The organism is Amycolatopsis sp. NPDC104775, assembly GCF_055583325.1.
This window is the reverse complement of the sequence record NZ_JBVJOE010000007.1, coordinates 150,862-175,634: the sequence shown is the minus strand read 5'-3', so window position 1 is coordinate 175,634 and position 24,773 is coordinate 150,862. Positions and strand designations below refer to the sequence as shown.

16 protein-coding genes and 1 pseudogene are annotated in these 24,773 nt (G+C 70.2%); 8 read left to right on the top strand and 9 right to left on the bottom strand.

Features of this window, described 5'->3' with window-relative positions:
- Position 1 precedes the first annotated feature (1 nt).
- A complete protein-coding gene (locus ACZ63D_RS29155; protein ID WP_465357557.1) occupies positions 2-547 on the top strand; it encodes an AAA family ATPase in 546 nt (181 codons plus the stop codon).
- Positions 548-553: 6 nt separating this feature from the next.
- Here the strand turns inward: ACZ63D_RS29155 and ACZ63D_RS29150 are convergent, their stop codons facing one another.
- From ACZ63D_RS29150 to ACZ63D_RS29135, 4 genes are all read right to left on the bottom strand, one after another.
- A complete protein-coding gene (locus ACZ63D_RS29150) occupies positions 554-1,183 on the bottom strand; it encodes a hypothetical protein (protein WP_465357556.1) in 630 nt (209 codons plus the stop codon).
- A gap of 95 nt (positions 1,184-1,278) precedes the next feature.
- The gene (locus ACZ63D_RS29145; RefSeq protein ID WP_465357555.1) at positions 1,279-2,439 is read right to left on the bottom strand and encodes a sulfotransferase family protein; all 1,161 of its coding nucleotides are present in this window, start codon (positions 2,437-2,439) and stop codon (positions 1,279-1,281) included.
- A 10-nt stretch (positions 2,440-2,449) separates the two neighbouring features.
- Positions 2,450-3,229, bottom strand: coding sequence for an SDR family oxidoreductase (locus ACZ63D_RS29140; protein ID WP_465357554.1), 780 nt, complete (start codon positions 3,227-3,229; stop codon positions 2,450-2,452).
- A gap of 4 nt (positions 3,230-3,233) precedes the next feature.
- Positions 3,234-4,403, bottom strand: a complete 1,170-nt coding sequence (locus tag ACZ63D_RS29135; protein WP_465357553.1) for a hypothetical protein — start codon at positions 4,401-4,403, stop codon at positions 3,234-3,236.
- Positions 4,404-4,496: 93 nt separating this feature from the next.
- Between ACZ63D_RS29135 and ACZ63D_RS29130 the strand changes: the two genes are divergently transcribed.
- Both ACZ63D_RS29130 and ACZ63D_RS29125 read left to right on the top strand, forming a co-directional pair.
- Complete coding sequence (locus ACZ63D_RS29130) at positions 4,497-5,372, top strand: helix-turn-helix domain-containing protein (protein ID WP_465357813.1); 876 nt, start codon at positions 4,497-4,499, stop codon at positions 5,370-5,372.
- Positions 5,373-5,396: 24 nt separating this feature from the next.
- Complete coding sequence (locus tag ACZ63D_RS29125; RefSeq protein WP_465357552.1) at positions 5,397-5,831, top strand: hypothetical protein; 435 nt, start codon at positions 5,397-5,399, stop codon at positions 5,829-5,831.
- Between the two features lie 4 nt (positions 5,832-5,835).
- Here the strand turns inward: ACZ63D_RS29125 and ACZ63D_RS29120 are convergent, their stop codons facing one another.
- A complete protein-coding gene (locus ACZ63D_RS29120; protein ID WP_465357551.1) occupies positions 5,836-6,309 on the bottom strand; it encodes a nuclear transport factor 2 family protein in 474 nt (157 codons plus the stop codon).
- Positions 6,310-6,393: 84 nt separating this feature from the next.
- Here ACZ63D_RS29120 and cysD point away from each other — a divergent pair, with 84 nt between their 5' ends.
- Together cysD and cysC are read left to right on the top strand one after the other, a co-directional pair.
- Positions 6,394-7,311 (top strand): sulfate adenylyltransferase subunit CysD, encoded by a 918-nt coding sequence (gene cysD / locus ACZ63D_RS29115; protein ID WP_465357550.1) that lies wholly within the window; start codon positions 6,394-6,396, stop codon positions 7,309-7,311.
- A complete protein-coding gene (gene cysC / locus ACZ63D_RS29110) occupies positions 7,311-9,149 on the top strand; it encodes an adenylyl-sulfate kinase (RefSeq protein WP_465357549.1) in 1,839 nt (612 codons plus the stop codon). The genes cysD and cysC overlap by 1 nt, the downstream gene beginning before the upstream one ends.
- A gap of 34 nt (positions 9,150-9,183) precedes the next feature.
- Here cysC and ACZ63D_RS29105 read toward each other — a convergent pair whose 3' ends face one another.
- Together ACZ63D_RS29105 and ACZ63D_RS29100 are read right to left on the bottom strand one after the other, a co-directional pair.
- Complete coding sequence (locus ACZ63D_RS29105; protein WP_465357548.1) at positions 9,184-10,815, bottom strand: ABC transporter substrate-binding protein; 1,632 nt, start codon at positions 10,813-10,815, stop codon at positions 9,184-9,186.
- A gap of 25 nt (positions 10,816-10,840) precedes the next feature.
- Positions 10,841-12,901, bottom strand: coding sequence for a hypothetical protein (locus tag ACZ63D_RS29100; protein ID WP_465357547.1), 2,061 nt, complete (start codon positions 12,899-12,901; stop codon positions 10,841-10,843).
- A 252-nt stretch (positions 12,902-13,153) separates the two neighbouring features.
- Here ACZ63D_RS29100 and ACZ63D_RS29095 point away from each other — a divergent pair, with 252 nt between their 5' ends.
- The 3 genes and pseudogenes from ACZ63D_RS29095 to ACZ63D_RS29085 all read left to right on the top strand — a co-directional run bounded on the left by ACZ63D_RS29095 (position 13,154) and on the right by ACZ63D_RS29085 (position 22,126).
- Entirely contained in the window at positions 13,154-14,434 is a 1,281-nt protein-coding gene (locus ACZ63D_RS29095; protein WP_465357546.1) for a threonine/serine exporter family protein, read from the top strand.
- 769 nt (positions 14,435-15,203) lie between these two features.
- Positions 15,204-20,921 (top strand): annotated as a pseudogene (locus ACZ63D_RS29090) (SDR family NAD(P)-dependent oxidoreductase); the annotation flags it as partial.
- Positions 20,918-22,126: a cytochrome P450 gene (locus ACZ63D_RS29085; RefSeq protein WP_465357545.1), complete on the top strand. Its 1,209-nt coding sequence runs from the start codon at positions 20,918-20,920 to the stop codon at positions 22,124-22,126. The pseudogene ACZ63D_RS29090 and the gene ACZ63D_RS29085, both read left to right, overlap by 4 nt.
- A gap of 64 nt (positions 22,127-22,190) precedes the next feature.
- On the opposite strand, the gene ACZ63D_RS29080 is transcribed toward ACZ63D_RS29085, so the two are convergent.
- On the bottom strand, positions 22,191-23,372 hold the full coding sequence (locus ACZ63D_RS29080; RefSeq protein WP_465357544.1) for an alkyl sulfatase dimerization domain-containing protein: 1,182 nt from the start codon (positions 23,370-23,372) through the stop codon (positions 22,191-22,193).
- Positions 23,372-24,703 (bottom strand): MFS transporter, encoded by a 1,332-nt coding sequence (locus ACZ63D_RS29075; RefSeq protein WP_465357543.1) that lies wholly within the window; start codon positions 24,701-24,703, stop codon positions 23,372-23,374. Before ACZ63D_RS29075 ends, ACZ63D_RS29080 begins: the two co-directional genes overlap by 1 nt.
- Between the last annotated feature and the right edge of the window lie 70 nt (positions 24,704-24,773).

Here is a 24,773-nt window from a genome sequence, read left to right as displayed (position 1 = left end):
CGTGCCGATCTTCGTGGTGACCGGGATCCCAGCGGCGGGCAAGTCGACGGTGGCGCAGGCGCTCGCCGAACGGCTGCCGAGATCCGCGCACGTGCGCGGCGACGCGTTCCGGCGGATGGTGGTCAACGGCCGCGTCGAAATGGGCCCGGCGGACCCGCCCGCCGAGGCGGTCCGCCAGCTGCGGCTTCGCTACGCGCTCGCGGCCCAGGTCGCGGACGGCTACGCCAGCGCCGGATTCGCCGTGGTGCTGCAAGACATCGTGTTCGGCGAACACCTGACCGAGATGGTCGGCGCGCTCCGCACGCGGCCGTGTTACGTCGTGGTTCTCGCGCCGAGCGCCGAGGTGGTAGCGCAGCGCGACGCGGTCCGGCGGGCGGAGCGGGGCAAGGTCGCGTACCGGCCGGGCGATGCGGGCATCGCCGGGCTGGACGCGTACCTCCGCGAAGAGACCCCGCGAATCGGGCTGTGGCTGGACACCTCGGAGCTGACCGTCGAGGAGACTGTCGAGGAGATCCTGGCCCGGGCCGGAGCCGAAGCCGCGGTCTGACCGGCGTCAGTTCGGCGGCTGCTGCGGCCCTTCGCCCGGGGTGGGCTGCGGCGGTTCCGGCTGGGAGTAGCCGGGCTGCGGCTGGGAATAACCGGACTGCTGACCGGGATCCTGCTGCGGGTAACCGGGCTGGGGCTGACCGGGTTGCTGCTGACCGGGCTGGGGCTGGCCGGGCTGGGGCTGGCCGGAGTAGCCCGGCTGCGCGTATCCGGTCTGCGGGTATCCGGGCTGGCCGTACCCGCCCTGCGGAGCGAATCCCGGCTGCCCGGCCACCGGGTACCCGCCCGGCGCGAAACCGGGCTGCGGAGTCCGGTTGCCCTTCGCGACCGCGAGCACGACCAGCAGCCATGACAGCACTTCGAGAAGGGTGAGCGGGATGCCCACGGCCAAGAAAATCGTCGACATCTCGGAGCTGCTCAGGTGCTCGGACGCCATCCAGGACCCGACGTCCGAGATCATCAGCTGCCAGGCGATGTTCAGCGCCGTGGTGACGAGCATGACCGCGAAGGCCGCCACCATCAGCCCGGAGCCGCCGCGCGAGCGCCGGCCGATCGAGAGGATCAAGCCGAACAGCCCCACGATCAGCAGCAACGCCCGCGGGATGATCTCGAGGATCGTGTACGTGAAGGTCTCCATTGCCTGCTCTCCGCTCAAGGAAGGTCAGGCAGATCCTAGGGGCCGGTCCGGTCGCGTGTGGCCAGTTCCCCGAAGACGCCGGTCTCGAAACGGCGTCAGCTCCGGTGTGCGGCACGGTATCCGGCGAACCGCTCGTCGACTTCCCCGGCGGTCAGGCCGAAATCGGCGAGGTCGTAGCGGTGCCGGGGTTTCGCGTCGCCAGTGCGGCTCCGCTCGTGCAGTGCGGTCATCGCGTCCCGCGCCGGTGCGGCGAGATCCAGGCCGAAGTGCTGGTAGACGCCTTCGACGGTGCCGATCGGGTCGGCGACGAAGTCCTCGTACCGGACGTCGCAGAACTGCGCGGGATCGTGCCGGGCGCGGGCGGCGGCGAACTGTTCCGCGCCGCGCGCCCACAGGTCGAGCTGGCTGCGTCCGACGACCTCGCCGCGGAAGGTGTCCGACCAGCCTTCCGAGGCCTGTTCGGTGAGGCTGCACACGGACGCGATGATGGTGCTGGGCGCCCGGTGGGTCTGCACGACCAGCGCGTCCGGGTAGACCTCCAGCAGCGCGTCGAGGGCGAACAGGTGGCTCGGGTTCTTGAGCACCCAGCGGCGGCCGGCGTCGGGCAGCCCGATGAGCTGCAGGTTGCGCCGGTGCCTGCGGTAGGCGTCGGTCCAGTCCTGCCCGTCGAGCCAGCGCGAGTAGCCGGGCACGTGCGCGAGACATTCATACGACACGGATTTCAGTGATTGGCGCAGCAGTTGCCAGCATTCCTCGACCTGGTCCGCGGACATGTGGTGCAGGCCCATGAACTCGGGATGTTCGACGTGATGTTGTTCGTATCCGGCCTGAATCGCTTGGAAGACAGGGTTTTCCGCCCAGGTCTCCCGCGGCGGGCGCGGTTGCGGCATTTCGGTCAGCCAGACTTCGAGGCCTTGGTGCGCCGGGTCTTCCGTCAGCAGCCGGTGCAGTGCGGTGGTTCCGGTGCGGGGCAGGCCGGTCACGAAGATGGGGCGCTCGATGGGAACGTCGGCGTACTGCGGGTGCTGCTTCCACGACGCTTCGCTCAGCAGCCGCGCGACCAGCGCGCCGCGCAGGAAGGCGCGATGGACTTTGTTGCCGTACGGGGTCAAATCGGCTTCGTGGGCATAGGAATCAAGCAGGACCCGCAAGCCTTCGAGATATTCGTCGCCGCCGAAATCGTCGAGTCCGGTGAGTTTCGTGGCGGACGCGTGGAGGTCTTCGACTGTGCCGACGCTGTCTCGTCCTGGACGCATGCTTTTCCCCTCAGTGGTGGTATTCGCCGGCGTTGACGTCGAGGCATTGCCCGGTGACGCAGCGGGCGAGCGCGGACGCGAGGAACACGACGGTGTCGGCGATCTCGTCCGGTTCCGGCAGGCGGCGCAGGTCGATCGTCTCCGCTGTTTCCGCGTAGACTTGTTCGGCGGGCACGCCGCGTTCCTTGGCCAGGTAAGCGAAATACCATTTGAGCGAGTCGGCCCAGATGTAGCCCGGCGCGACAGTATTGACCCGGATTCCGCGCGGGCCGAGTTCCGAGGCGAGGCTTTGCGCGAGCGCCAGCAGGCTCGCCTTGGCCATTTTGTACGCGCCGAAAGTGCGCCGGGAATGCCGCAGCACGGCCGAGTTGATCATCACGACCGAACCGGCGCTCTCGGCGAGTGCGGACGTGCAGAGCCGGGTCAGCCGAAGCGCGGCGATCACATTCGTTTCGAACCCGGCGCGGACCGCGTCGAGATCGACGTCGGCGAGGTCGGTGATCGGCGGGACCGCGAAAGCGTTGTTCACCAAGGTGTCCAGCCGCCCGAACTCGCTCAGCGCGGTCTCGACGAGCTTGGCCGCCGAGGCGTCGTCGGTGATGTCGGTGGGCACCGGGAGGGCGCGGCGGCCGAGCGCTTCGACTTCGGCTTTGACTTCGGCGAGCCGGGATTCAGTGCGGGCCGCGAGGACGACGTCAGCACCAGCCGCGGCGGAGCGCAGGGCGATGGAGCGGCCCAGGCCCGGGCCGATGCCGGAGACGAGAACGACCTTGCCAGTCAGGAGATCCATGAATTCAGCCCAGCATCCTGGCCGCGACGGCGGCCTGTCGCGCGGCGATCCGCTCTGCCCATTCCCCGGGGGTCACGCGGGCCTCCTGGTAGTGCGGCAACCGGTCGGCGAGTTCGCCGAACTTCACGACCTCGACCTCAGGGCCGTCTTCCGCGGTCAGCTCCCGGGAAAGCCGCTGCCAGCGGATCTGGACGTAGCCGCGGTCGTGTCCGGTGCGTTCGAGCCAGTTCGCGACACCGGGGTCGCGTTCGCTGATCACGAAGCGCAGCTTGCCGTCCGGGTCGACGCGCGCCTGGTCGGCGGTGAGGCTCGTCTGGTGGTTCAGGTAGTCCAGCGAGACATACCACGGGCTGCCGAGCTGGATGCCCTGGTACGGCGCGTCCGAACGGGGCACGGTGACGATCATGACCTCGTCGTCGGCGAGTTCGTAATGCCCGGCCGAGGAGTACTGGGTGGGCAGGCCGCCGGGGGTGCTGCGGGGTTCGGTCATCGTGTTCACTGGCAGGTTCAGGTAAAACCACTTCGGGAAGGCGAGGAACGTCCGCAGGCGGCTGAGCAGGATCTTCCCCGTGACGCCGTAGCGTTTCTCCATCGCGGTGCGAGTCAGCGCGGGCGGCGCCTGTCCGCTGGTGTCGGCGCAGCGAAGCTGGATGGTGCCGCGCCGTTCGGTCGCCCAATCGCTGTAGACCTCGCGGACGACGAGCATCGAGGAACCCTTGCCCAGCACGAAATAGCCGGGCTCGGGGTCGGGTTTCGCCGGGCCGAAGCGGATCTCGAACGAACCGTCGGCGGCGACGGGGATGTCGCGGTCGTCGAACGCGGTCACGCTGTCGGGCACCTCGACCGGCGTGTAGTCGCCGTTGAGGATCTGGAAGCTGAGGTCGGCGGTGGTGCCGCGGGTGCCGGTGACGACGTACTCGCGGTCCTCGCGGATGTTCGCGTTGAAGTACAGGGTGTCCGGGTTGTCCAGGCCCATTTTCGTGTACGGGCCGGTGGAGAGGGTGAAGTACGGGAAGTCGCGCTCGTAGGCCCACGCGGTCTGGATCGAGGCCCGGATGCTGCCCGCGAGGTAGTCGTAGCCCTCGATCAGGTCCTGTTCGGTCCGCACGTGCGGCGCCTCGGCGATGATCTTTTCGGCTTCGGCGATCGCGCCGGCGAGCGGTTCGGTCAGCACCCGGGACTCCTCACGCTGGTCCAATTCTGTACCGGGATGGTACGTTCGATGTCGATTGAGACTAGAACGCGTTCTAAGTATGGGTCAATGGCGGTGACGCGGCGCTCGCCGCCGACCGAACGGGTCGTGCGGTTGCTGGACTATTTCGCGGCCCGGCCCGGGCAGCGCTTCGGGCTTTCCGCGCTGGCCAGGGAACTGGACCTGAGCAAGCCCACCTGCCTCGGCATCCTCACCGAGCTGACCAAGGGCGGCTACGTCGTCCGCGACCCTCGGACCACCACGTATCGCTTGGGACCGGCGATGATCGCGGCCGGGCGCGCGGCGGGAGAAGGGTTCGGCGCCAGCGAAATCGCCCGCACGCACCTGGAAGAACTCAGCGCCCGGTACCAGGCGACGTGCACCGCGTCGGCGGTGGTCGACGGGCGCATCCTGATGCTGCAGAGCGCCGGTCCGGGCAAGGTGCGGCTCGGCGAGACGTATCCGTTCGCGCCGCCGGTCGGGCTGATGTACGTGCTGTGGGACGCCGATTCCGCCTTCGACGCCTGGCTCGCCACGCCGCCCGCGGTGCCGGTGCGGCTGGACGAGGCGTACCTGCGCCGTGTGGTCGCCGAATGCCGGGAACACGGCTATCTGGTGGAAAGCCTGACGTCGGCGGGCCGCCGGCTCTACACGCTGATGGCGGGCGTGGCCGCGGGCGATCTGCCGCCGGAGGTGCGCGGGCTGGTCGGCGAGCTGGTGTCGAGCCTGGGGGAGCGGGTGTATCTCGGGGCGGACCTGGAACCGCGGAAGAAGCACGCGGTGAGCCTGCTCGCCGCCCCGACTTTCGACGCGGCGGGACGGCAGGAGCTGGTGCTGACGCTGTCGGTCGGCGAATCGATCACCGGCGCGGAAATCGCCCGCCGGGGCGCGGCTTTGACCGCGGTCGCGGATGCGGTGACGGCGGAGGCGGGCGGCGTCCGTCCTGGCTAGGCTTGAGGAATAACCACGGAGCCGGTGCTCGTCCGGATCGGGGAGGCGGCGCGGCTGAACCATCGAGGCGAGCGGGACGCGGCACGGGGCTTGTTCGACCAGCGCTGGACGGAGATCGGCGAGCAAGGGGACCCGCTGCACCGGTGCACCCTCGCGCACGCGATGGCGGACGCGCAGGACGATCCGCGAGAGGAACTGGCCTGGGATCGGCGGGCGCTCGCGGCCGCCGATCTGCTGACCGATGCCCGGCTGGCGGAAGCCGGGGTGCCGCTCACGGCCGCCGGGCTGTATCCGTCGCTGCACCTCAACCTGGCCGAGTGCTACCGCAAGCTCGGCGATCTCGGGCGGGCCCGCGAATCCCTCCGCCGGGCCCAGGCCAGGATCGGCGCGCTCGGCGACGACGAGTACGGGAAGCTGGTCAGGAACGGGCTGCGGGAAGTAGCCGAACGGCTGGGCTGACCGGTCAGGCGGGCTGGCCCCACATGTTCGCCGTCAGCTTCCACCCCGGCTGGTCTTTCATCGAGACCAGCGTTTCGTACAGCCGCTCGTACCCCGTCCCGCTGATCCGCCAGACGCCGTCCTCGCGCCGGTAGGTGTCCTCGTAGTAGGCGGCGCCCTCGATCACCACCCGGTGCTCGGCGACGATCACCTTGTCCTGGAACAGCCATCGCCCGGTCGCGGTGTCGCCGTCGATCTCGATTTCCGGGTGGCCGGCGAAGTGCATCGTCGTGATGCCGGGCCCGACGGCGGTGCGCAGGAACTCCATCAGCGCGTCGCGATTGTCGAAGCTCAGCGGTTCGCCGTAGGAGGGCGTGCCGTAGTGCACGCGGGCGTCGGCGGTCAGCGTCTCCGCCATCTCGTCCCAGCGTTTGAGGTCGAGGCACCGGAGGTAGCGGAATTTCACGCGGCGGATTTCTTCGAGTGCGGCCAGATCCATGCGCTCAGTGTCCTCCGCTCGCTTGACCGAGTGCAAGAACCTGTTCTACTTTTCTGTCCTCGAACCCCGGAAGGGCGGGATCCGATGGCGAGCAACGCACCCCCGGCCTACGAGCTGAGCCACCTCGGTGCGCTCGAAGCCGAAGCAGTGCACGTGTTCCGCGAAGTCGCGGCGACCTTCGAGCGGCCGGTGCTGCTGTTCTCCGGCGGGAAAGACTCGATGGTGATGCTGCACGTCGCGGCGAAAGCGTTCTGGCCCGCGCCGCTGCCGTTCCCGGTCATGCACGTCGACACCGGGCACAATTTCGACGAGGTGATCCGGTTCCGGGACGAGACCGTCGAGCGCTACCGGCTGCGACTGGTAGTCGCGAGCGTCCAGGAGGACATCGACGCGGGCCGGAGCGTCGAGGATCCGAAGGCGGGCCGGAACCGCCTCCAGACCGCCACGTTGCTGCGCGGCATCCGCGAGAACGGTTTCGACGCGGTGTTCGGCGGGGCGCGGCGCGACGAGGAGAAAGCCCGGGCCAAGGAGCGAGTGTTCAGCTTCCGCGACGAATTCGGCCAGTGGGACCCCCGGCGGCAGCGTCCGGAACTGTGGAATCTCTACAACGGCAGGCATCGCAAGGGCGAGCACATCCGGGTGTTCCCGTTGTCGAATTGGACCGAGCTGGACATCTGGCAGTACGTCGAGGCCGAGAACGTGACGTTGCCGTCGTTGTACTACGCGCACCGCCGGTCGGTGGTCCAGCGCGACGGAATGCTGCTCGCGGACACCCGGTTCCTCACCGTGGCGGAGGGGGAAGTTTCCTATCCGGCAACGGTTCGCTTCCGCACGATCGGCGACGCGACCTGCACCGGATGCGTCGAGTCGACCGCCTCGACTCCGGCGGAAGTCGTGGCCGAGGTGGCCGCGACGCGGATCACCGAACGCGGTGCGACGAGGGCCGACGACCGGATTTCCGAGGCCGGGATGGAAGACCGCAAAAAGGAAGGCTATTTCTGATGGGCGCCGGGGATCGGGTCACGACGGTGCGGATCGCCACCGCAGGCAGCGTGGACGACGGCAAATCGACCCTGATCGGCCGGTTGCTGTTCGACTCGAAGACGGTGTTCGCCGACCAGCTCGAAGCGATCGAGCGCACCAGCCGGGATCGGGGCGACGCGTACCCGGATCTCGCGCTGCTGACCGACGGCCTGCGCGCGGAACGCGAACAGGGCATCACCATCGACGTCGCGCACCGGTATTTCGCCACCCCGCGCCGGAAGTTCATCATCGCCGACACCCCGGGGCACGTGCAGTACACCCGGAACATGGTCACCGGAGCGTCCACTTCGGACGTCGCGCTGATACTGGTCGACGCGCGCAAGGGGGTGCTCGAACAGTCGCGACGGCACGCGTTCCTGGCCAGCCTGCTGGGCATCCGGCATCTCGTGGTGTGCGTGAACAAAATGGATCTCGTCGGCTGGTCGCAAGACCGGTTCGAGGAAATCCGAGAGGACTTCCGCCGGTTCGCGATGAAATTGCGGACCCCGGATCTGACGTTCGTGCCGATGTCCGCGCTGCACGGCGACAACGTGGTGCACCGGGGCGCGAGCATGCCGTGGTACGAAGGCACTTCGCTGCTGCACCACTTGGAGCAGGTGCACGTCGCTTCCGACCGGAATCTGGTCGACGCGCGTTTTCCGGTGCAGTACGTGATCCGCGAGCACAGCCGCGATTTCCGCGGTTACGCCGGAACGGTCGCGGGCGGGGTCTTCAAACCCGGCGACGAGGTGACCGTGCTGCCGTCCGGATTCACCACGACCGTGCGCGCGATCTGGGGTCCCGGCGGCACCGCGGTGCCCGAGGCGTTCGCGTCGCTGGCGGTCACCATCGAGCTTGCCGACGAACTGGACCTCAGCCGCGGAGACCTGATCTGCCGCCCCGGCAACCGTCCGCATGTCGGCCAGGATGTCGACGCCATGGTGTGCTGGTTCTCCGAACAGGCCACCCTCGCCCCGGGCGCGAGCTACCTCGTCCGGCACACCACCCGCGAGACCAAGGCCGAGATCCGCGCGCTCGACTACCGGCTGGACGTGACGACGCTGCACCGCGACGAGGCCGCGGAATCGTTGTCGCTCAACGAAATCGGCCGGATCCAGGTGCGGACGCGGCAGCCGTTGCTGTTCGACCCTTACCTCCGCAACCGGCCGACCGGCGGATTCCTGCTGATCGATGAACACTCTGGGGACACTGTCGGCGTGGGCATGATCACCGGTCCGAGCACGACCGCGCCGAATGTAGTTTGGCATCCGGCGGCGGTGGGGCGGGAAGAACGCGCGACCCGCGGCCACACGGTGTGGCTCACCGGGCTGTCCGCCTCGGGCAAGTCGAGCGTGGCCGTGGAACTGGAACGCAGACTGGTCGCCTCCGGCCGCCCGGCCTACCTGCTGGACGGCGACAATCTCCGCCATGGGCTCAACAGCGACCTCGGGTTCGCCCCGGAGCACCGGGCCGAGAACATTCGCCGCGTGGCAGAGGTCGCCAAGCTGTTCGCCGACGCCGGGGTCGTAGCGGTGGTGTCATTGATCAGCCCGTACCAGGCTGACCGCGAGCTCGCGCGGACGGTGCACGAAAGCGCGGGTCTGCCGTTTACCGAGGTTTTCGTCGACACCCCGCTGGAAGTGTGTGAAAACCGCGACCCGAAGGGCATGTACGCCAAGGCCCGCGCGGGAGAAATCACTGGGTTCACCGGAGTGGACGCCCCGTACGAACGGCCCGCCGCTCCGGATCTGGTGCTGCGCCCGGAAAACGGCGACCCAGCGGCGATGGCCGCGCTGGTTCTCGCCGCTCTGGAGTGACAGACGTCTGCCTGCCAGCCTAGACCGTCCGGGGTCAGCAGGACGTTTTCGGCGCGGCAGTCGTGACCGCCTTGTTCCACACCGTCGCGGTCGACCCGTCCGCCCGGATTTCCACGACCGGGAAAGGTTTCTCCACCGGATTGCCGTACTCCGCCTGGTCCGGGCTGAACTGGATGGTCCCGCTCGCGCCCGGGACGGCGTTCCGGCAGCGCATCTCCTCGATCAGCCCGATCTGCGACAGCGGCGCGCGCACGACCGTGTCGGCGTTGCCGTTCGCGGCGCGGCGGGCGGCGGTGACCGCGACCATCATGGCGTCGTGGGTGAGGATGCCTTCGCCGCTTTCCAGGTCGGCGACGGGGAAGGCCAGCGGCGCGGTGCCGTCGTCCGCGCGGACGGGCTGGCCGTCGCACACCCCGGGTTTGCCGGTGAAAACCGCCTGGAACGTGTTGTAGGCGGCTTGGTCAGCGGAGCCGTTGCACGCACCCCATTCGTCCGGGCTGGCCAGCGAGGTGAACAGCACCCGGACGTGGCCGCCGCGGACGGCGTCGCGGAGGCTGGCCTCGTTGATCGCGGAGCCGCCGTCGTCGGCGGTGACGACGGTCAGTTTTCCTTTGGCGCACGGCGTGTTTCCCTGCGTCCACGATTGCACGAACGGCCCGAGGTCGGTGCCGCGGCCGGTGAAGTAGACGACCGTCGGCGCGACCGAGCAGAGATTCTGGTCCAGATAAGCGAATTGGGTGAGCAGCGGGTCGCTGCGGGAGCCGCCCGGGGGCAGCGCGCCGGGCGAGGTGAACGGGAACCGGTGCGCGGCGGGCATTTCCTTCACCGCCCGCGCGCCGAGGGTCTGGGTGTAGTCGTCGCCGGGGATGTTGTCCTGCACGATCGCGACCCGCGACGGGTCCGGTTCGATGCTCTCGATGTACCGGGCGGCGGCCGCCACGGCATGGGTGTTGGTGGGGGAGGTGCGGAAGAACCCGGTGTTGAGCTTGCCCTCGGGGGTGAGGTTCATCGTGTCCCCGGTGATCGTCGCGCCGATCACCGGAAGCCGCGCCTGCCCGGTCAGTTTGGCCGCCGCCGCGCGGGTGTTGTCCATGCTCTGCCCGAGCCCGATCACCGAGACCACGTGCTGGGCGGAGGCGTGCTCGGCGATGCTGTCCACGGCCTCCGACCAGCTCGCGTACTGGCTGCCCATGTTCGCCAGGAACAGTTTCACCTTCGGCGCGCCGCCCTGGAACGCGGCGGTGTGGTTGGCCCGCCACACCCCGGCGATCGCGCCTTCGATGTCGGGATAGAGATCGGGGTAGAGCCGGGTGTCGACGCCCTCCTTCGGCGACATGTCCTGCAACAGCACCACGGAAACGTAATCGCCGGTCACCGCTTCGTTGTTGGCCCGGACCGTCGCTTCCAGCTCCCGCAGGTGGCCCGGTTCGTCCCGCCAGAACTGCGCGCTGTCGAGATTGATGCCGACGCAGGCGCCGTGGGGATCGGCGGACATGCCGTCCCCGCACCGGGCGAACAGCCGGGGAGTGACGATGCTCGCGGCGACGAGGGCGACCACCGTCAGCGTGGCGAAGCCGGTGGCCAGCACCGGACGCCGCAGCACCCAGTTGGCCAGCCGGGGGAATTTGTGCGTGAACTTGCGCAGGAATCTTTCAAAGCGGCTCATCGCGCTCCTGTCGGGGGAATTCGGCTTAGAGGCTGTCGAATCGCGCGGCGGCGTCGGTCAGCGCGTCGGTGTCGTCACCGGCGGCGTAGTTGCCGGCCAGCCGCCGGAAGTTCTTGGCGATCCGCTCGTCGTGCGCCGGGCTGGGCACTGTGTGCGGGTCGTGGTGCAGCCACAGCCGCGCGACGATGCTGGTGATCGCGGCTTCGGCGGATTCCCGGCCCGGCTGCCCGCCGGGCACGAGCTTCGCGAGACTGGTGTCGGCGGGCTCGATCGCGGGCAGGCGGCACGGCGCCGTCGTGATCTGGTCGACCAGGCGGACCCAGCCAGGGTGCGGGGTGGTGGCGAACTGGTCGACCAGTTCTTTGACTACCTGGGCGAAGTTGTCGCAAGCGAGAGCGTAGTAGAGCCGGCGGGCCTGGTCCTCGGCCCCGCCGGTGGGTCCCGCGCAGGTGTTCGCCATCCGCCGGAACACCTCGGCCCAGGTCATCGCTTCGGGATGGCGGTCGGCCGCGCTCTGGGCGTGCAGGCCCGCCAGCAAGCAGGCGAGCAGCCACGGGTGCAGCACCGCGGGATGCTCCCGGCCGGGGGAGGCGACCGGCCACAGGCGCGAAGGCCGGGCGGCGAAGGTGCTGATCCACAGGTTTTCCCGCAGTGCGCGCAGGATGTCGTTGGCATCGGGGAAGGCGGCGGGGTCGAGCCCGGCCGACCGCCCGGGCTGGCGGAGCCGGACCCCCACCGCGACCGCCTGCGGGACGACGACCGGCAGCGGGTCCGCCCGCAGCGACCTCGGCAGGAAGGAGGCCAGCGCGCTTTCCCACAACGCCTTTCCGCTCTGCTGCTCGAACAACATCGAACGCGCGGGCGGATCGGCTTCCGCCGCCAGTTCGCCTGCCCGGCGGCCGATCTCGCGCGCGGCGGCGGGCAGGCCGCCGGAGAGCCGCCGGACGAACTCGTCGAAGACGGCCGGTTCCCAGCCCGCCGGCGCGGCCGGGGCGAGCGCGCGGAGCACTTCCGGACCGGGCGGATCGAGCCAGACGGGATACCACGCCCGCGTCGGAACGGCGCCCGCTTCGGCAGTGGCGGCCTGATGCTGGGTCCACTGCTGGAAATCAGCCTGGGACAGCAAGGGGATCGGCCGCCGGTCCGGGCAGTCCTCCTGTGTTCGCCACGGTTCCCGCCACCAATTGCCCCACGCGGTCGACCACCGGTCCAGGGCTGCCACGATCAGCAGCGGATCGCGCTCGGGCAGCCGATTCTGCCGCGCGCGCACGAAGGCGGAGAGGAATTCGCGGCCGGCTGGGGCGGCGTCGACGTTGTCGATCAGCAGAGCCCAGGCGTGCTCGTGCGGGACGGGCGGCTGGTGAGGGGTCAGGCAGTGACACGGCCGCACCGGGGTCGTCCATTGGGCGGCGCTGTGCGCCAAATCGGTGAGGAACGCGTTCATCACGTGCGGGAGCGGATCCGAACCGCGCTGGCTCAGTTCGATCAGCGCATCGATCGTGCCGGCTCCTTCCAGCATGCCGCCGAACCACTTCAACGCCTGCCGCACGCTTCGCCGCCGCCGGTTCGCGAGGCGCAGCAGAGCGCCGATTCCGCTGCTCACTACCTTCTGTACCGCCTTGCCCGGCACCTGCGCGCCGATGCCGGACAGCGACAGCGCGAACTGGACCGCCTCGCCCGCCATGTCCGCGACCCGGTGGTCGTCTTCCTGGCGGAGATAGCTTTCGACGAGTTTGAGCACGTACGCCCGGGCGGTGTCCCGGTTGTGCGGCAAGGTTTCGTTCAGTGCCAGCAAGGAAAGGCCGACGCGGTGGAAGGCCGGGTCGCGGGGCAGGTTGTCCCAGTGCCGGGCGAGCAGGAAGGACACGTACGCGACTGCGGAGATCGGATCGGCGACGCGGGCGTCCTGGAAATCGAGCCGGGCGTGCACGATCGTGCCTCCGCAGGCGTCGGCGATCGCCTTGAGCGCGGTGCTTTTGCCCGCGCCTTCCGGTCCGAGCAGCGCGACCACCGGCTCCGGAACCGCGGTTCCCTCGGCCGGTCGCCAGAATGCCTGCCAGGCAAAGAGTTCTGCGGCGGTGAGCACGTGCGGTTCCCCCAGGGTCCTGCTGTCCGGATCGCGGTGCGGTGCGCGGCACTGCACAGGGTGTATCGGTTCAGTTGTGGGCCGCGTCACAGATTGCGTGGCGGTTCACCCAGAAGTGTGGCTCTCCCGGCGGGTGCGCCCGCGGCCGTCCGGGGTCTCCCGCCGGGCGGCGGACGCCACGATCGGGCGAAGGCGGGCCGCCGTCCCGTTCACGGGTGCGTTCTTGTCGGGGCGGCTGCTTAAAGTGCGGGCATGGCAGTGGAAGAGCGCGAGCGGGCGCGACGGGTGCTGGGCTTCGCTCTCGACGTGGCGATGCAGATGTTCCGGCAGGGCATCGAAACCGCCGTCATCGTGCGCACGGTCCGCGGGCTGGCGTCGGCGGGCGGGGTGAAAGATCTGCGGATTTCGGTGGGAGTACGGGCGATTCACCTCCAGTACTGCCCGGGCGGCGGGGACGAGCCGCTGGTGCTGTTCGGGAGCGTGCAAGCGAACGACACGCGCGACATCGGCCGGATGGGAGATCTGGAGGCGCTCGCGGTCCGCGCGGGCGCGGGTGCGATTTCCCCTGCCGAGGCCGAGCGAGACGCCGGAATCCTCGCTCAAGCTGGCCCGACGTGGCCGTGGTACGTGAGTTTGCTCGGCGGGTGCCTGCTCGCGGCGATGATCTGCCTGCAGGCGAACGGAACCGTGCTCGCCGCGGCGTGCTCGGCCGGGTTGTTCGTGCTCGCCAACCGCGTCGGATGGGCGTTGAGCACCGTCGGCATCGCGGAGTTCTTCCAGGTCGCGGCCAAAGCGAGCACGGTGCTGGTGGTCGCGATTTTCCTGCTGTCGCTCGGAATGCTCACCGGGCACGAAGCGGCGAGCCTCTCGGCGGCGAATCTCGTGCTGCTGCTGCCGATTCTGTCGCTGGTCTCGCTGGTCGAAGACGCGGTCGGCGACTTCCACCTGATGGCGGCCGCCCGGATCGTGACGGTGCTGCTGCTGACCGGGGCGATCGCCACCGGCGTGATGGTCGTCGTGTCGGTGGCGAACGATCTCGACATCCTCGGCGAGGCCAGCCGGGTGCAGCTCGCCGCGTTGCCGCTCGCGCTGGTGCCGGTGACGGCATTGGTCGGCGCGCTGGGCAACGCGATTCTGATGGGCACGCCGGCGCGGTGGTGGCTGCTCGCCTGCGGGGCCGGGGTGGTGACGTCGCTGGTGAACTGGACTGGCCGGTCGGTGCTCGGCCTGGCCGCTCCGGTGTCGATTTTCCTTGCCACGACGGTCTTGGGCGCACTGGCCGGTGCGGCGGCGCGCACGCTGAAAGTGCCCACGGCAGTGGTGACGATTCCCGGGCTGACCGGCGCCGTGCTGCCGGGGCCCGCGCTGTACTTGAGTTTGTCGCAGGTTTTCGCGCGGGTCCCCGGTTCCTGGGACGCGGTGGCGGAGGCGACGTTGTCCACCGCGGCGATCGGCGTGGGCGTGGTGCTGGGGTTGCAGCTCGCGGCGTTGCGGCGACCGGGGGTGGTGCTGCCGGGGGCTCCGCTTGCGTGATGTGGCGCGCTCCGGTCCGGAGTTCCGGAACCGGGCTTGTCGCGGCCGTGGGGTGTTGCGCGGGACCGCGGTTGTTTGACGGGGCGGGCTGCGCTTTGCTCTCGGGCGGGCTTGTCGCGGCGGTTGTGCCGACGGGGGTTCGTTGCGGGGGCCGCGGTTGTTTCGGCGGGTGTGCTGCGCTTTGCTCTGGGGCAGGGTTGTTGCTGCGGTTGTGCCGACGTGGGGTGTGGTGCGGGGACCGCGGTTGTTTGGCGGGCGAGCTGTGCTTTGCTCCGGGCTGGGTTGTCGCAGTGGGGTGCGTTGCGGGGCCGCGGTTGTTTGAGTGGCGAGCCGCGCTTCGCCCCGGAGCCGGGTCGTCGCGGCGGTTGCGCCGACGCGGGGTGTGATGCTCGGGCTTCGTTCGCTTCACGGGCGAGTCGCGGTTCACCGCGGCCTGCGCTTCTGGTTCGGCATTGCCGCGGCGACCGCGCTTGCTTCCCAAGCGTCGAAGCGTGAACGCCACCTATTGTGACTCCTCGACCCAACCGGACTCGTCGTGCCCGTCCGCCGACCAGACTCCCCGGTTTCGCTTGCCTCCGCAGCGTAAATCGACATTCCCTCGCTGGTCAGCCGGGTGTCCGAGCAATTCGCTAGCGGTCGGTGCCCCTGCGGCCCGACCCCGGCAAACGGCCGCTTACCGGACTTCTCTCGCGGTATTAGGGGGTGGCAGGGATCTTGCCGGTGCGTAACGTCGGTCGGGCCAAACCGCACATCTAGCCCTGGGGGGCCGTTGAGCGAGTCCGAACGCAGCCTGATCGCCGCATTGCGTGCGTCGCTGAAGGAGAATCATCGGCTCAAAGACGAGAACCGGCGGCTGCACAGCGCGGCCGCGGGAGCGGAGCCGATCGCGATAGTCGGCGCGGGATGCCGTTTGCCGGGCGGGATCGAGACGCCGGGGCAGCTGTGGCGGCTTCTCGCGGACGGCGGCGACGCGATCGGCGGGTTCCCGGACGACCGCGGCTGGGACGTCGAGCGGCTGTACGACCCGGACGGGGTCCGGCCGGGGTCGATTTCCGTGCGCGAGGGCGGGTTTCTGGCCGGGGCGGGGGATTTCGACGCCGGGCTCTTCGGGATCAGCCCGCGCGACGCGCTGCTGATGGACCCGCAAGTGCGGCTGCTGCTCGAAACCGGCTGGGAATCGCTGGAACGGGCCGGGATTCCGCCGCGTTCGCTGGGCGGCAGCCGGACCGGCGTGTTCACCGGCGTGATGTACCACGACTATCCGGGCAGTTTCGCCGCGTCCGGCATGGTGTCCGGCCGGGTGGCCTACACCTTCGGCTTGCAGGGCCCGGCGATCACGGTGGACACGGCTTGTTCGTCGTCGCTGGTCACCGTCCATTTGGCGGCGCAAGCGCTGCGTGCGGGGGAGTGCGAACTCGCGCTCGCGGGCGGAGCGACGGTGATGTCCACGCCGCGCACGTTCGTCGAGTTCAGCAAGGACGGCACGTTGGCGCGCGGCGCGCGGTGCCGGAGTTTCGCCGAGTCCGCCGACGGAACGGCGTGGTCCGAAGGCTGTGTAATGCTGGTGCTGCAACGGCTTTCGGACGCGCGCCGGTCCGGACGGCCGATCCTGGCGGTGCTGCGCGGGAGCGCGGTCAACTCCGACGGCGCGTCGAACGGCATCACCGCGCCGAACGGTCCGGCGCAGCGCCGGGTGATCCGGCAGGCACTGGCGTCGGCTCGGTTGTCCGCCGCGCAGATCGACGTCGTCGAGGCGCATGGAACGGCGACGCCGCTCGGCGATCCCATTGAGGCACAGGCGCTTCTGGCGACCTATGGCGCGGAGCGGGCCGGCGGGGAGCCGCTGCGGCTCGGGTCGCTGAAGTCCAATCTCGGGCATACCCAGGCCGCGTCCGGCGTTGCCGGGTTGCTGAAGCTCGGGCTCGCGTTGCAGCATGAACTGCTGCCGAAGACATTGCACGTGGACGCGCCCAGCAGCCGGATCGAATGGTCCGCCGGGGAAGTCGAACTGCTGACCGAGGCGATCCCGTGGCCAAGGAACGCTCGGCCGAGGCGGGGTGCGGTTTCCAGTTTCGGGTTGAGCGGGACGAACGCGCACGTCGTCGTGGAGGAAGCTCCGCCGGTCGCGGAAAGCGCGGCGGACGACCGGGTGGCCGTGCCGGTGGTGCTCAGCGGACATGATCCGGCGGCGCTGCGCGCGCAGGCGGAACGGCTGGCCGAACGGCTGCGCGTGGAGCCGGATCTCCGCCTGGCGGACGTGGCCCGGACGCTCGCGACCGGGCGTACGCATCTGGAGCACCGTACGTTGGTCGTCGCCCGCGATCGGGACGAGTTGCTGGCCGGGCTGGAAGATCCGCCTGGTCGGATGGCGCGTGGCGAGGGGCCGCTCGCGTTCCTGTTTTCTGGCGGTGGTTCGCAGCGCACGGGCATGGGCGAGGAACTGGCGGCCGCCTATCCGGTGTTCGCCGACGCGTACGCCGCTGCTTGTGCGGAACTCGACCGGCACCTGGACCGGCCGCTGCGGGAGGCGGTCGGCGGAGCCCTGGACGAGTTCCGGTACAGCCAGGCGGCGTTGTTCGCGATCGAGGTCGCGTTGTTCCGGCTGGCCGAATCGTGGCAGCTGCTTCCCGACGTCCTTTGTGGACACTCCGGCGGCGAACTCGCCGCCGCGCATTGTGCGGGAGTGTTGTCGCTGGAGGACGCGGCGGAGCTGGTCGTCTCGCGGGCGGCGTTGATGCAGGAGCGACCGCGCGGCGCGATGGCGGCGATCGAGGCGGATCCGGGTGAATTCGCCGGGGAAGAGGTCGACGTCGCCGTGGTCAACGGGCCGCGTTCGGTCGTCGTCGCCGGAGCGGAAGCTGCGGTGCTGGCCGTCGCCGCCCGGTTCTCGGCGAAGGGACGGCGCACCAAGCGGCTGGCGCTTGCGGTCGCTTCGCATTCGCGGCTGATGGACCCGGTGCTGGAGCCGTTCCGCGCACTCGCTTCGCGGGTTGAATACGCCGAGCCGAGAGTGCCGATCGTCTCCACGGTGACCGGCGAGCCGATCGAGTCCTTCGACGCGGACTACTGGGTGCGCAATATCCGTTGCACGGTCCAGTTCGGTGCCGCGGTCGGCACGTTGGAGGGACAAGGCGTCACGCGATTCTTCGAACTCGGTGCGGACCGGCCGTTGACCGCGCTGCTGCCGGACGCTCCGCTCGCCGTCTCCGCACTGCGCCGGGATGTGCCGGAGGACGTCGCGGTCGCCGAGGCGATCGGGGAACTGCACGCCGACGGGGTGTCTCTGGACTGGACGGCGGTGTTCGCCCCTCGCTCGGCGGCGCTCGTGGACCTGCCGACATATCCCTTCCAGCGGGAACGCTACTGGCTGTCGGCCTCGGACGAAGCCGCCGACCTGTCCGCGACCGGGCTCGAAGCCGCCGGACACCCGTTGCTCGGCGCCGCGGTTCCGCTCGCCGACGGTGACGGGTTCCTCTTGCACGGTCGGATTTCGACCGCCGCGCAGCCTTGGCTCGCCGGACACGCTGTCGGCGGTTCGGTGCTGTTCCCCGGCACCGGGTTCCTGGAACTCGCTCTGCGCGCCGGTGAGGAAGCCGGTGGTGCCCGGGTTCGCGAGCTGACCGTGCACGCGCCGCTGGTGCTGGACGCCGACGGGGTCCGGGTTCAGGTCCGGGTCGGCGCTGCGGACGAGGCCGGGGTGCGGCCGGTGAGCGTCCACGCGCAGACCGGCGACGAGCCTTGGGTGCGGCACGCGGACGGGGCGCTGGCTCCGCCGGGTTCGCCGCCCGCGGTGGATTCCGCGTGGCCGCCCGCCGGGGCTGAGGAAGTCGATCTCGACGGGATGTACGAGCTGCTCGCTGAGCGCGGGGTTGAGTATGGGCCGCTGTTCCAGGGCTTGAAGACCGCTTGGCGGCGCGCGGACGAGGTGTTCGCCGAAGTCTCGCTGCCGGAATCCGCGGTGCTGGACGCCGCGGCATTCGGGCTGCATCCGGGGCTGGCCGATTCGGCGCTGCACGCCATCGGCCTCGGCCCGGCGACCGGTGCGGAGACGCTCCTGCCGTACTCGTGGTCCGAAGTGGACTTGTGGGCCGCTGGCAGCTCCGAGCTTCGGGTGCGGGTGAAACCGCTGGCGGACAATACGGTCTCGCTGTCTTTGGCGGACGGCTCGGGCAATCCGGTGGCCACGATCGGGTCGCTGGCGCTGCGCCCGGTCACCGGTGTCCGGCGCGCGCCCCGCGCCGGGGCGTTGCTCCGTCCGGAATGGACTGAGTGCGTTCTCCCCAGCGGGAGTGCGGAGGACGTCCAGACCTTGGTGGTTTCGCCGGGCGCGGACGCAGCGGCGGCACAGCGCGAACTCCAGCGGATCCTCCCCGCGTTGCGTACTGCGCTCGAGGACGATCGCCGGATCGCGGTCGTCACCCGGTGCGCGGCCGGACTGCCGGGCGAACCGGTCGACCTGGCCGGCGCCGCGGTCGCCGGGCTGGTCCGTTCGGCGCAGACCGAACATCCGGGCCGGATCGTGCACCTGGACACCGACGCGCCGCCCTCGACCGACTTGATCGCCACCTTGCGTGAGCCCGCCATTGTCTTGCGGGGCAGTAAAACTCTGGCTCCGCGCCTGGTCGCCGCCGAGGCCGCCGAAGGCGCGGAATGGGGAAGCGGGCCGGTGCTGATCACCGGCGGTACCGGGCAGCTCGGCCGATTGGTGGCCGAACATCTGGTCCGGCACCACGGCGTGCGCGAACTGGTCCTGGTGAGCCGGACCGGCCGAGGCGGGGACGCCGTCGCCGCCGAACTGGCCGCGCTCGGTGCGCGAGCCGAGGTGGCGGTCTGCGATCTGGCCGACCGCGCCGCCGTCGCCTCGCTGCTGACCGCGCATCCGGTCACCGCGATCGTGCACGCGGCGGGCGTTCTCGCCGACGGGATGCTCACCTCGCTGACCACAGCACAACTCGACGCGGCGTTCGAGGCCAAGGCCACCGCCGCGTGGAATCTGCACGAACTCGCTGGCGACGTGCACAAGTTCGTCCTGTTTTCCTCCGCCGCGGGCATTCTCGGCGCGCCGGGCCAGGCCAACTACGCGGCGGCGAACGCGTTCCTCGACGCTCTCGCCCAGCACCGCCGCAACCTCGGGCTGCCCGCACAATCGCTGGCCTGGGGATTGTGGAACTCCGACCAGCGCACCGGCGGCCTCACCGCCGAAGCGGGGCTGGCGCTGTTCGACGCCGCCATCGCCGACCCGGCACCGGTATTGGCTCCGCTACGGCTCGATGCGTGGCGCGGCGAAGATGTCCCGTTGTTGCTCCGCGGCCACGTGCGGACGCCCCGGCGGGCCGGTGGTTCCGCCGCGGGGAGGTTGCGCCGTACTCCGCCCGCCGAACGCCGGGAGCGGTTGGCGGAACTGGTCGGCGCGCAGGTGGCGGCGGTGCTCGGGCACTCGGAGACCATCGAGCCCAGCCGCGCGCTGCCCGGCCTGGGGTTCGACTCGCTCACCGCGGTCCAGGTGCGCAACCGGCTCTCCGAAGCCACCGGCCTGACTCTCGGCGCGACCCTGGTGTTCGACCATCCCACCGTCGCGGACCTGGCCGACTTCCTGAACGAGTCCTTTTCGGACACTCCGGGGGAATCGCCCGCGCCGAAGCCGGGGGACCCGGTCGCCCGGTTGTTCGCCGAGGCCGTGGCGGCGGGCCGGGTGCCGGAAGGAGTCGCTCTGCTCGGAGCCGCCGCGCACCTGCGCTCGTCCTTCACGGAACCGGCTACGGGATTCCGGCCGGTACGGCTGGCCGACGGACCCCGCAAGCCCGCTTTGCTATGCGTGCCGTCTCCGGCCGCGATGACCGGGGCCGTCCAATATGGACGCTTGGCCGCGCCGTTCCGCTGCGAACGGCGGTTTTCCGTACTGTCCCTGCCCGGTTTCACCGCGGACGAACCGCTGCCCGCCGACTTCGGCACGCTCGTCGCGGCGCTGGCCGGCCAGGCTCGCGAGGCAGCGGAGGACGAGCCGTTCGCGCTGCTCGGATACTCGTCCGGCGGTCTTCTGGCCGAAGCCGTGGCGGCGGAACTGGCCCGCACCGGCCGTGCTCCGGCGGGGCTGTGCCTGCTGGACACCTACGAGATCGGCGGCCCGGCCGAGAGCGCGGTCCACGCGATGGCCGGGGAAGTGCTGACCCGCCAGGACGACGGCGGGTTCGACCGGGCGCAACTGACCGCCATGGGCCGCTACCTCGGCCTTCTCGCGACCGCGGGGCCGCCGGAAATCACCGTGCCCACGGTGTTGCTGCGCTCCGCGCGCAGCTTCGCGGACGTGGCCGGGGCGGAGTGGCAGACGACGTGGTCGCGGGCCGACCGCGTGGAAACCGTGCGCGGGGACCATTTCAGCCTCGCCGCCGAGGACGCGGAGAGCACCGCCTCGGCGGTCTCCGCGTGGCTGGAATCCGTGGCAGAACCTTTCGTGGAAACCGTTACCGGACTTGGGAGTTCGTCGTGACCAGTGAAGTGTGCCCCTATCCGTTCGCGCCGTCGGCGCTGACTGTCGACGCGCGGTATGCCGAGATGCGCGAGCAGCGGGGGATGAGCCGGGTGCGGCTGCCGTTCGGCGGCGAGGCGTGGCTGGCGACGCGGTACGAGGACGTGCGAGCCGTGCTCGTGGACCGGCGGCTGATGCGCAGCCTCACCGTCGGCAAGGACGCGCCGCGCGGGACCGAGGCGATCGAGAGCGAAAGCTCGATCATCACCATGGACCCGCCGATGCACTCCCGGCTGCGCCGGCTCGTCGCGGCCGCGTTCACGCCGAAGCGGGTGGAAACGCTGCGCCCGCGGGTCCAGGAAATCGCCGACGGCCTGATCGACCGGATGATCGAGCAGGGCCCGCCGGCGGACCTGGTGTCGGCGTTCTCGATCCCGCTGCCGATCACCGCGCTGTGCGAGCTGCTCGGGGTCCCGCAGGAGGACCGCGACAAGGTGCACCAGTGGACCGACACCATGCTGATGCTCAGCGGCGACGGTTCGGACCACACCGCGATCATGACCGCCCAGCGCGAGCTGTGGGGGTATATCGCCGGGCTGGTCGCCGAACGCCGGGAAACCCCGACCGACGACCTGATCGGCGCGCTGGTGCGGGCCCGCGACGACGAGGGGCGGCTCACCGAAGGCGAGCTGATCGACCTGTCCGGCGGAATCCTGGCGGTCGGCCACGAGACGACCGCGAACCACATCTCCAACCTGCTCTACACGTTGCTGACGAACCCGGACCAGCTCGCCCGGCTGCGCTCCGACCCCGGCCTGCTGCCCTCGGCGGTCGAGGAACTGCTGCGGTTCGTCCCGCTCGGCGCGAGCGCCGGGTTCGCGCACATCGCCAGCGAGGACGTCGAAATCGGCGGCCAGCTGATCCGCAAGGGCGAGGCGGTGTTCGCGGATCTGGAGGGCGCGAACCGCGACGCGACGGTGTTCGAGTGCCCGGAGGAGCTGAACCTGGCGCGCACGCGCAACCACCACGTCGGCTTCGGCCACGGCCCGCACCACTGCCTCGGCGCGCAGATGGCGCGGCTGGAACTGCAGGTCGCGCTGGGGACGCTGCTGGCCCGGTTCCCGGATCTTGAGCTGGCGGCCGACGTGCCGTGGCTGGCCGGGCGGCGGCAGCGGGGGCCGGAGCGGCTGGAGCTGACGTGGCGGAAGGCGTTGCCCGCGCAGTGACACCCCGGATGTCCGTGAGGGGAACCCGATTCCCGCAGGGTTTTCCTCACGGACATCCGCGCGGTCACCACCCGCTGCGGTAAAAGCTCCGCGACACGTAACTGCTGGCGTCCTTCGCCCGCTCGGCACACAACTCTTCCTTGACCGTCCGCGCCTGCTTGACCAGTGGGTCGTCCCCGGGCGCGAGCGCCAGGAGGTCGATCACGTGCAGCGCCTCCTGCACCCGACCCTCCCCGCGCAGCCGCTCGGCCTGGTCGAGCACCGCCTGTTTGTCCGTGATCGCCTCGGCCCGGGCGGCGGCCGCGACGTCCGGGCGGGACGGGTGCAGGGTCGTCGGATTCCCGTCCCACCAACCGGTTTCCGAGCGGACGATGTCCCGCACGATGTACTCCCGGTGCCCGTAGTGCTCGCGCATCCACGGCACGTCGAACAGCTCGGCGGGGTACCGCAGATCGTGCACGATGTCGTCCACCCGCCGACCCGCGTTGAGCTGATCCACCACCGCGCTCCGCAGCCACCGCAAGGCGGCCGCGGTCATGGTCAGCTGGCGCACCGGATCGTCGCGGACCACTGGGCCGAACTCCGGGACCAGGACAGCCGGGTTGAGCGCGGCGAGGCGGTCCAGTGTGTCGGCCCAGCGGACGGTGTCGCGCATGGTCCGCATGGGCGTGCCGATATTGGGGATGCCGTTGATCACCGCTGCACTGCCGTACAGAACCCGTTGGGACGGCAGCCATACGGCGGTCACGTCGTCGGTTTCGGACGGTGCCCACAGCAGCCGGACGTCCGGGGCCAGCGTCATCGCTTCCCGGTAGGTCTGGTCCGGGAAGGTCAGCGGCGGCGGGGCCGCCAGGTCCGGCATGGCGCGGCGGAATTGCCGGGTGTTGATGTGGTTCTGCAAGCCGGCCGTCTCCAGGTACCGCTGGTAGCGCCGGACGACGTTCTCGTGCGCCACGACCGTCGGGCGGCGTTCGCCGTGCGCGGCGGCGTAGTCGAAGAATCCGGGCACACCGTAGTTGTAGCCGAGATGCCCGTGGCTGTAGACGATCCAGCGCACCGGTTCGCCGAGCCGGTCCAGCACCGGCGCGACGAGGTCCGGGGACGGGCCGGTGTCGACCACGACGAGGCCCGAAGGCGTTTCCACCGCGAGGCTGTTGCCCTGCAGGCCGATCGAGCGGACGCCGGGCGCGACCTCGGTGATCTCGCCGGTGCCGTAGAGCGGGTTCTTGCTGTCCTGGAACGGCATCAGCCGACCACCTCGATCCGGTCGCGGAGTCCGAGCCGCCGCGCGGTGCGGTCCGGGTTGACGAAGAACACGGCCAGCAGACCGCCCGCGACCGACAGCAGTCCGCTGATGGTGAAGGCGAGCGTGAAGCCGCTTTCCGGGGTCGAAGCCGCTTGGATCAGCCGTCCGGTGAGGTACGGCGCGAGCAGCCCGGCCGTGGTGACCAGGCCGACGGTGATCGACAGCACCGCGCCGCGCTGCCGGGTCGGGCTGATCTCGGCGTTCATCGTGACGCCGAGGGCGAACACGACCCCGCCCAGGCTGAACGCGACGGTCAGCAGCGCGATCTGGAACCAGCCCCCGCCGACGTGCGGGAACAGCAGCATCGCGAGACCGGAGACCAGCACCGCGACGCCGCCGAGCACCCCGCGGGCCACCCGGCTCGACACGCCGCGCCGCATCAGCCGGTCGCTGAGCGCGCCTTGGGCGAGGTTGAACACGACCGACGCGATCCACGGCAGCGCGACGAGCGTTCCGGTGGTGACCGTGCTGTAGTGCAGCGCTGTTTCCAGGTAATGCGGCACCCACGCGACCAGCACCGCCAGCGCCCAGTACGCGGCGAATCCGGCCAGGAAACCGCCGATCCAGGTGCCGTTCAGCAGGATCCGCCGGTAGGGCACGCGGGGTTCGTCCGCTTCGGACTTGACCGCGCTCGCGTGCACCGAAGCGGTTCCGGCGACCTTGCCCTCCCGTCCGAAGACCGCCCACAGGACCGACCACAGCAGGCCCACGACGAGCAGCGCGAAGAACGCCCACCGCCAGCCGTAGCCGACGATCAGCGCGGTCAGCAACGGCGACGCCAGCGCCACGCCGATGCCGGAACCGGCGTTGAGCAACGCGCTCGGCAGCCCGCGTTTCTCGTTGGGGAACCACTTGTACGCCGCGTGCATGGCCAGCGGATTCGCCGGGCCCTCGGCCGCGCCGAGGACGATCCGGCTGACCAGCACCGCGCCGAAGCCGACCGTGCCGAGCATCGGAGCCTGCGTCAGCGCCCAGATCACGCCCAGCACCAGCAGGATCCACTTCGTCGGCACGCGGTTGGACACGAACCCGACGACGATCGCGGAAATGCTGAACAGGAAGTAGAACCCGCTGCTGATCAGGCCGTACGCCTCGGGCGTCAGGCCGAGATCGTGCATCAGCGGTTTCGCGGCGAGCCCGAGGACGGCCTTGTCCGCGAAGTTGATCAGCATGAACACCAGCAGCAGCCCGGTGACGACCCAGCCGCGAGCGCTGGTGCCGCGGACGCGCCTTCTGTCGGCGGTTTCGGCGGGGAGGGCGGGAGCTTTCATGGTGGGTCCCCATTTCAACGTCGTTGTCGGACGGGGTGCGGTCCGGACCAGTGCAGCCCGGACCAGTGCA

What these genes read in the sequence shown, in the direction of transcription:
- cysC (WP_465357549.1), top strand. Translation starts at nt 7,311, where the DNA reads ATGGGCGCCGGGGATCGGGTCACGACGGTGCGGATCGCCACCGCAGGC.
- ACZ63D_RS29095 (WP_465357546.1), top strand. Translation starts at nt 13,154, where the DNA reads ATGGCAGTGGAAGAGCGCGAGCGGGCGCGACGGGTGCTGGGCTTCGCT.
- ACZ63D_RS29105 (WP_465357548.1), bottom strand. Translation starts at nt 10,815, where the DNA reads ATGAGCCGCTTTGAAAGATTCCTGCGCAAGTTCACGCACAAATTCCCC.
- ACZ63D_RS29120 (WP_465357551.1), bottom strand. Translation starts at nt 6,309, where the DNA reads ATGGATCTGGCCGCACTCGAAGAAATCCGCCGCGTGAAATTCCGCTAC.
- ACZ63D_RS29080 (WP_465357544.1), bottom strand. Translation starts at nt 23,372, where the DNA reads ATGCCGTTCCAGGACAGCAAGAACCCGCTCTACGGCACCGGCGAGATC.
- ACZ63D_RS29145 (WP_465357555.1), bottom strand. Translation starts at nt 2,439, where the DNA reads ATGCGTCCAGGACGAGACAGCGTCGGCACAGTCGAAGACCTCCACGCG.
- ACZ63D_RS29150 (WP_465357556.1), bottom strand. Translation starts at nt 1,183, where the DNA reads ATGGAGACCTTCACGTACACGATCCTCGAGATCATCCCGCGGGCGTTG.
- ACZ63D_RS29140 (WP_465357554.1), bottom strand. Translation starts at nt 3,229, where the DNA reads ATGGATCTCCTGACTGGCAAGGTCGTTCTCGTCTCCGGCATCGGCCCG.
- ACZ63D_RS29075 (WP_465357543.1), bottom strand. Translation starts at nt 24,703, where the DNA reads ATGAAAGCTCCCGCCCTCCCCGCCGAAACCGCCGACAGAAGGCGCGTC.
- cysD (WP_465357550.1), top strand. Translation starts at nt 6,394, where the DNA reads ATGGCGAGCAACGCACCCCCGGCCTACGAGCTGAGCCACCTCGGTGCG.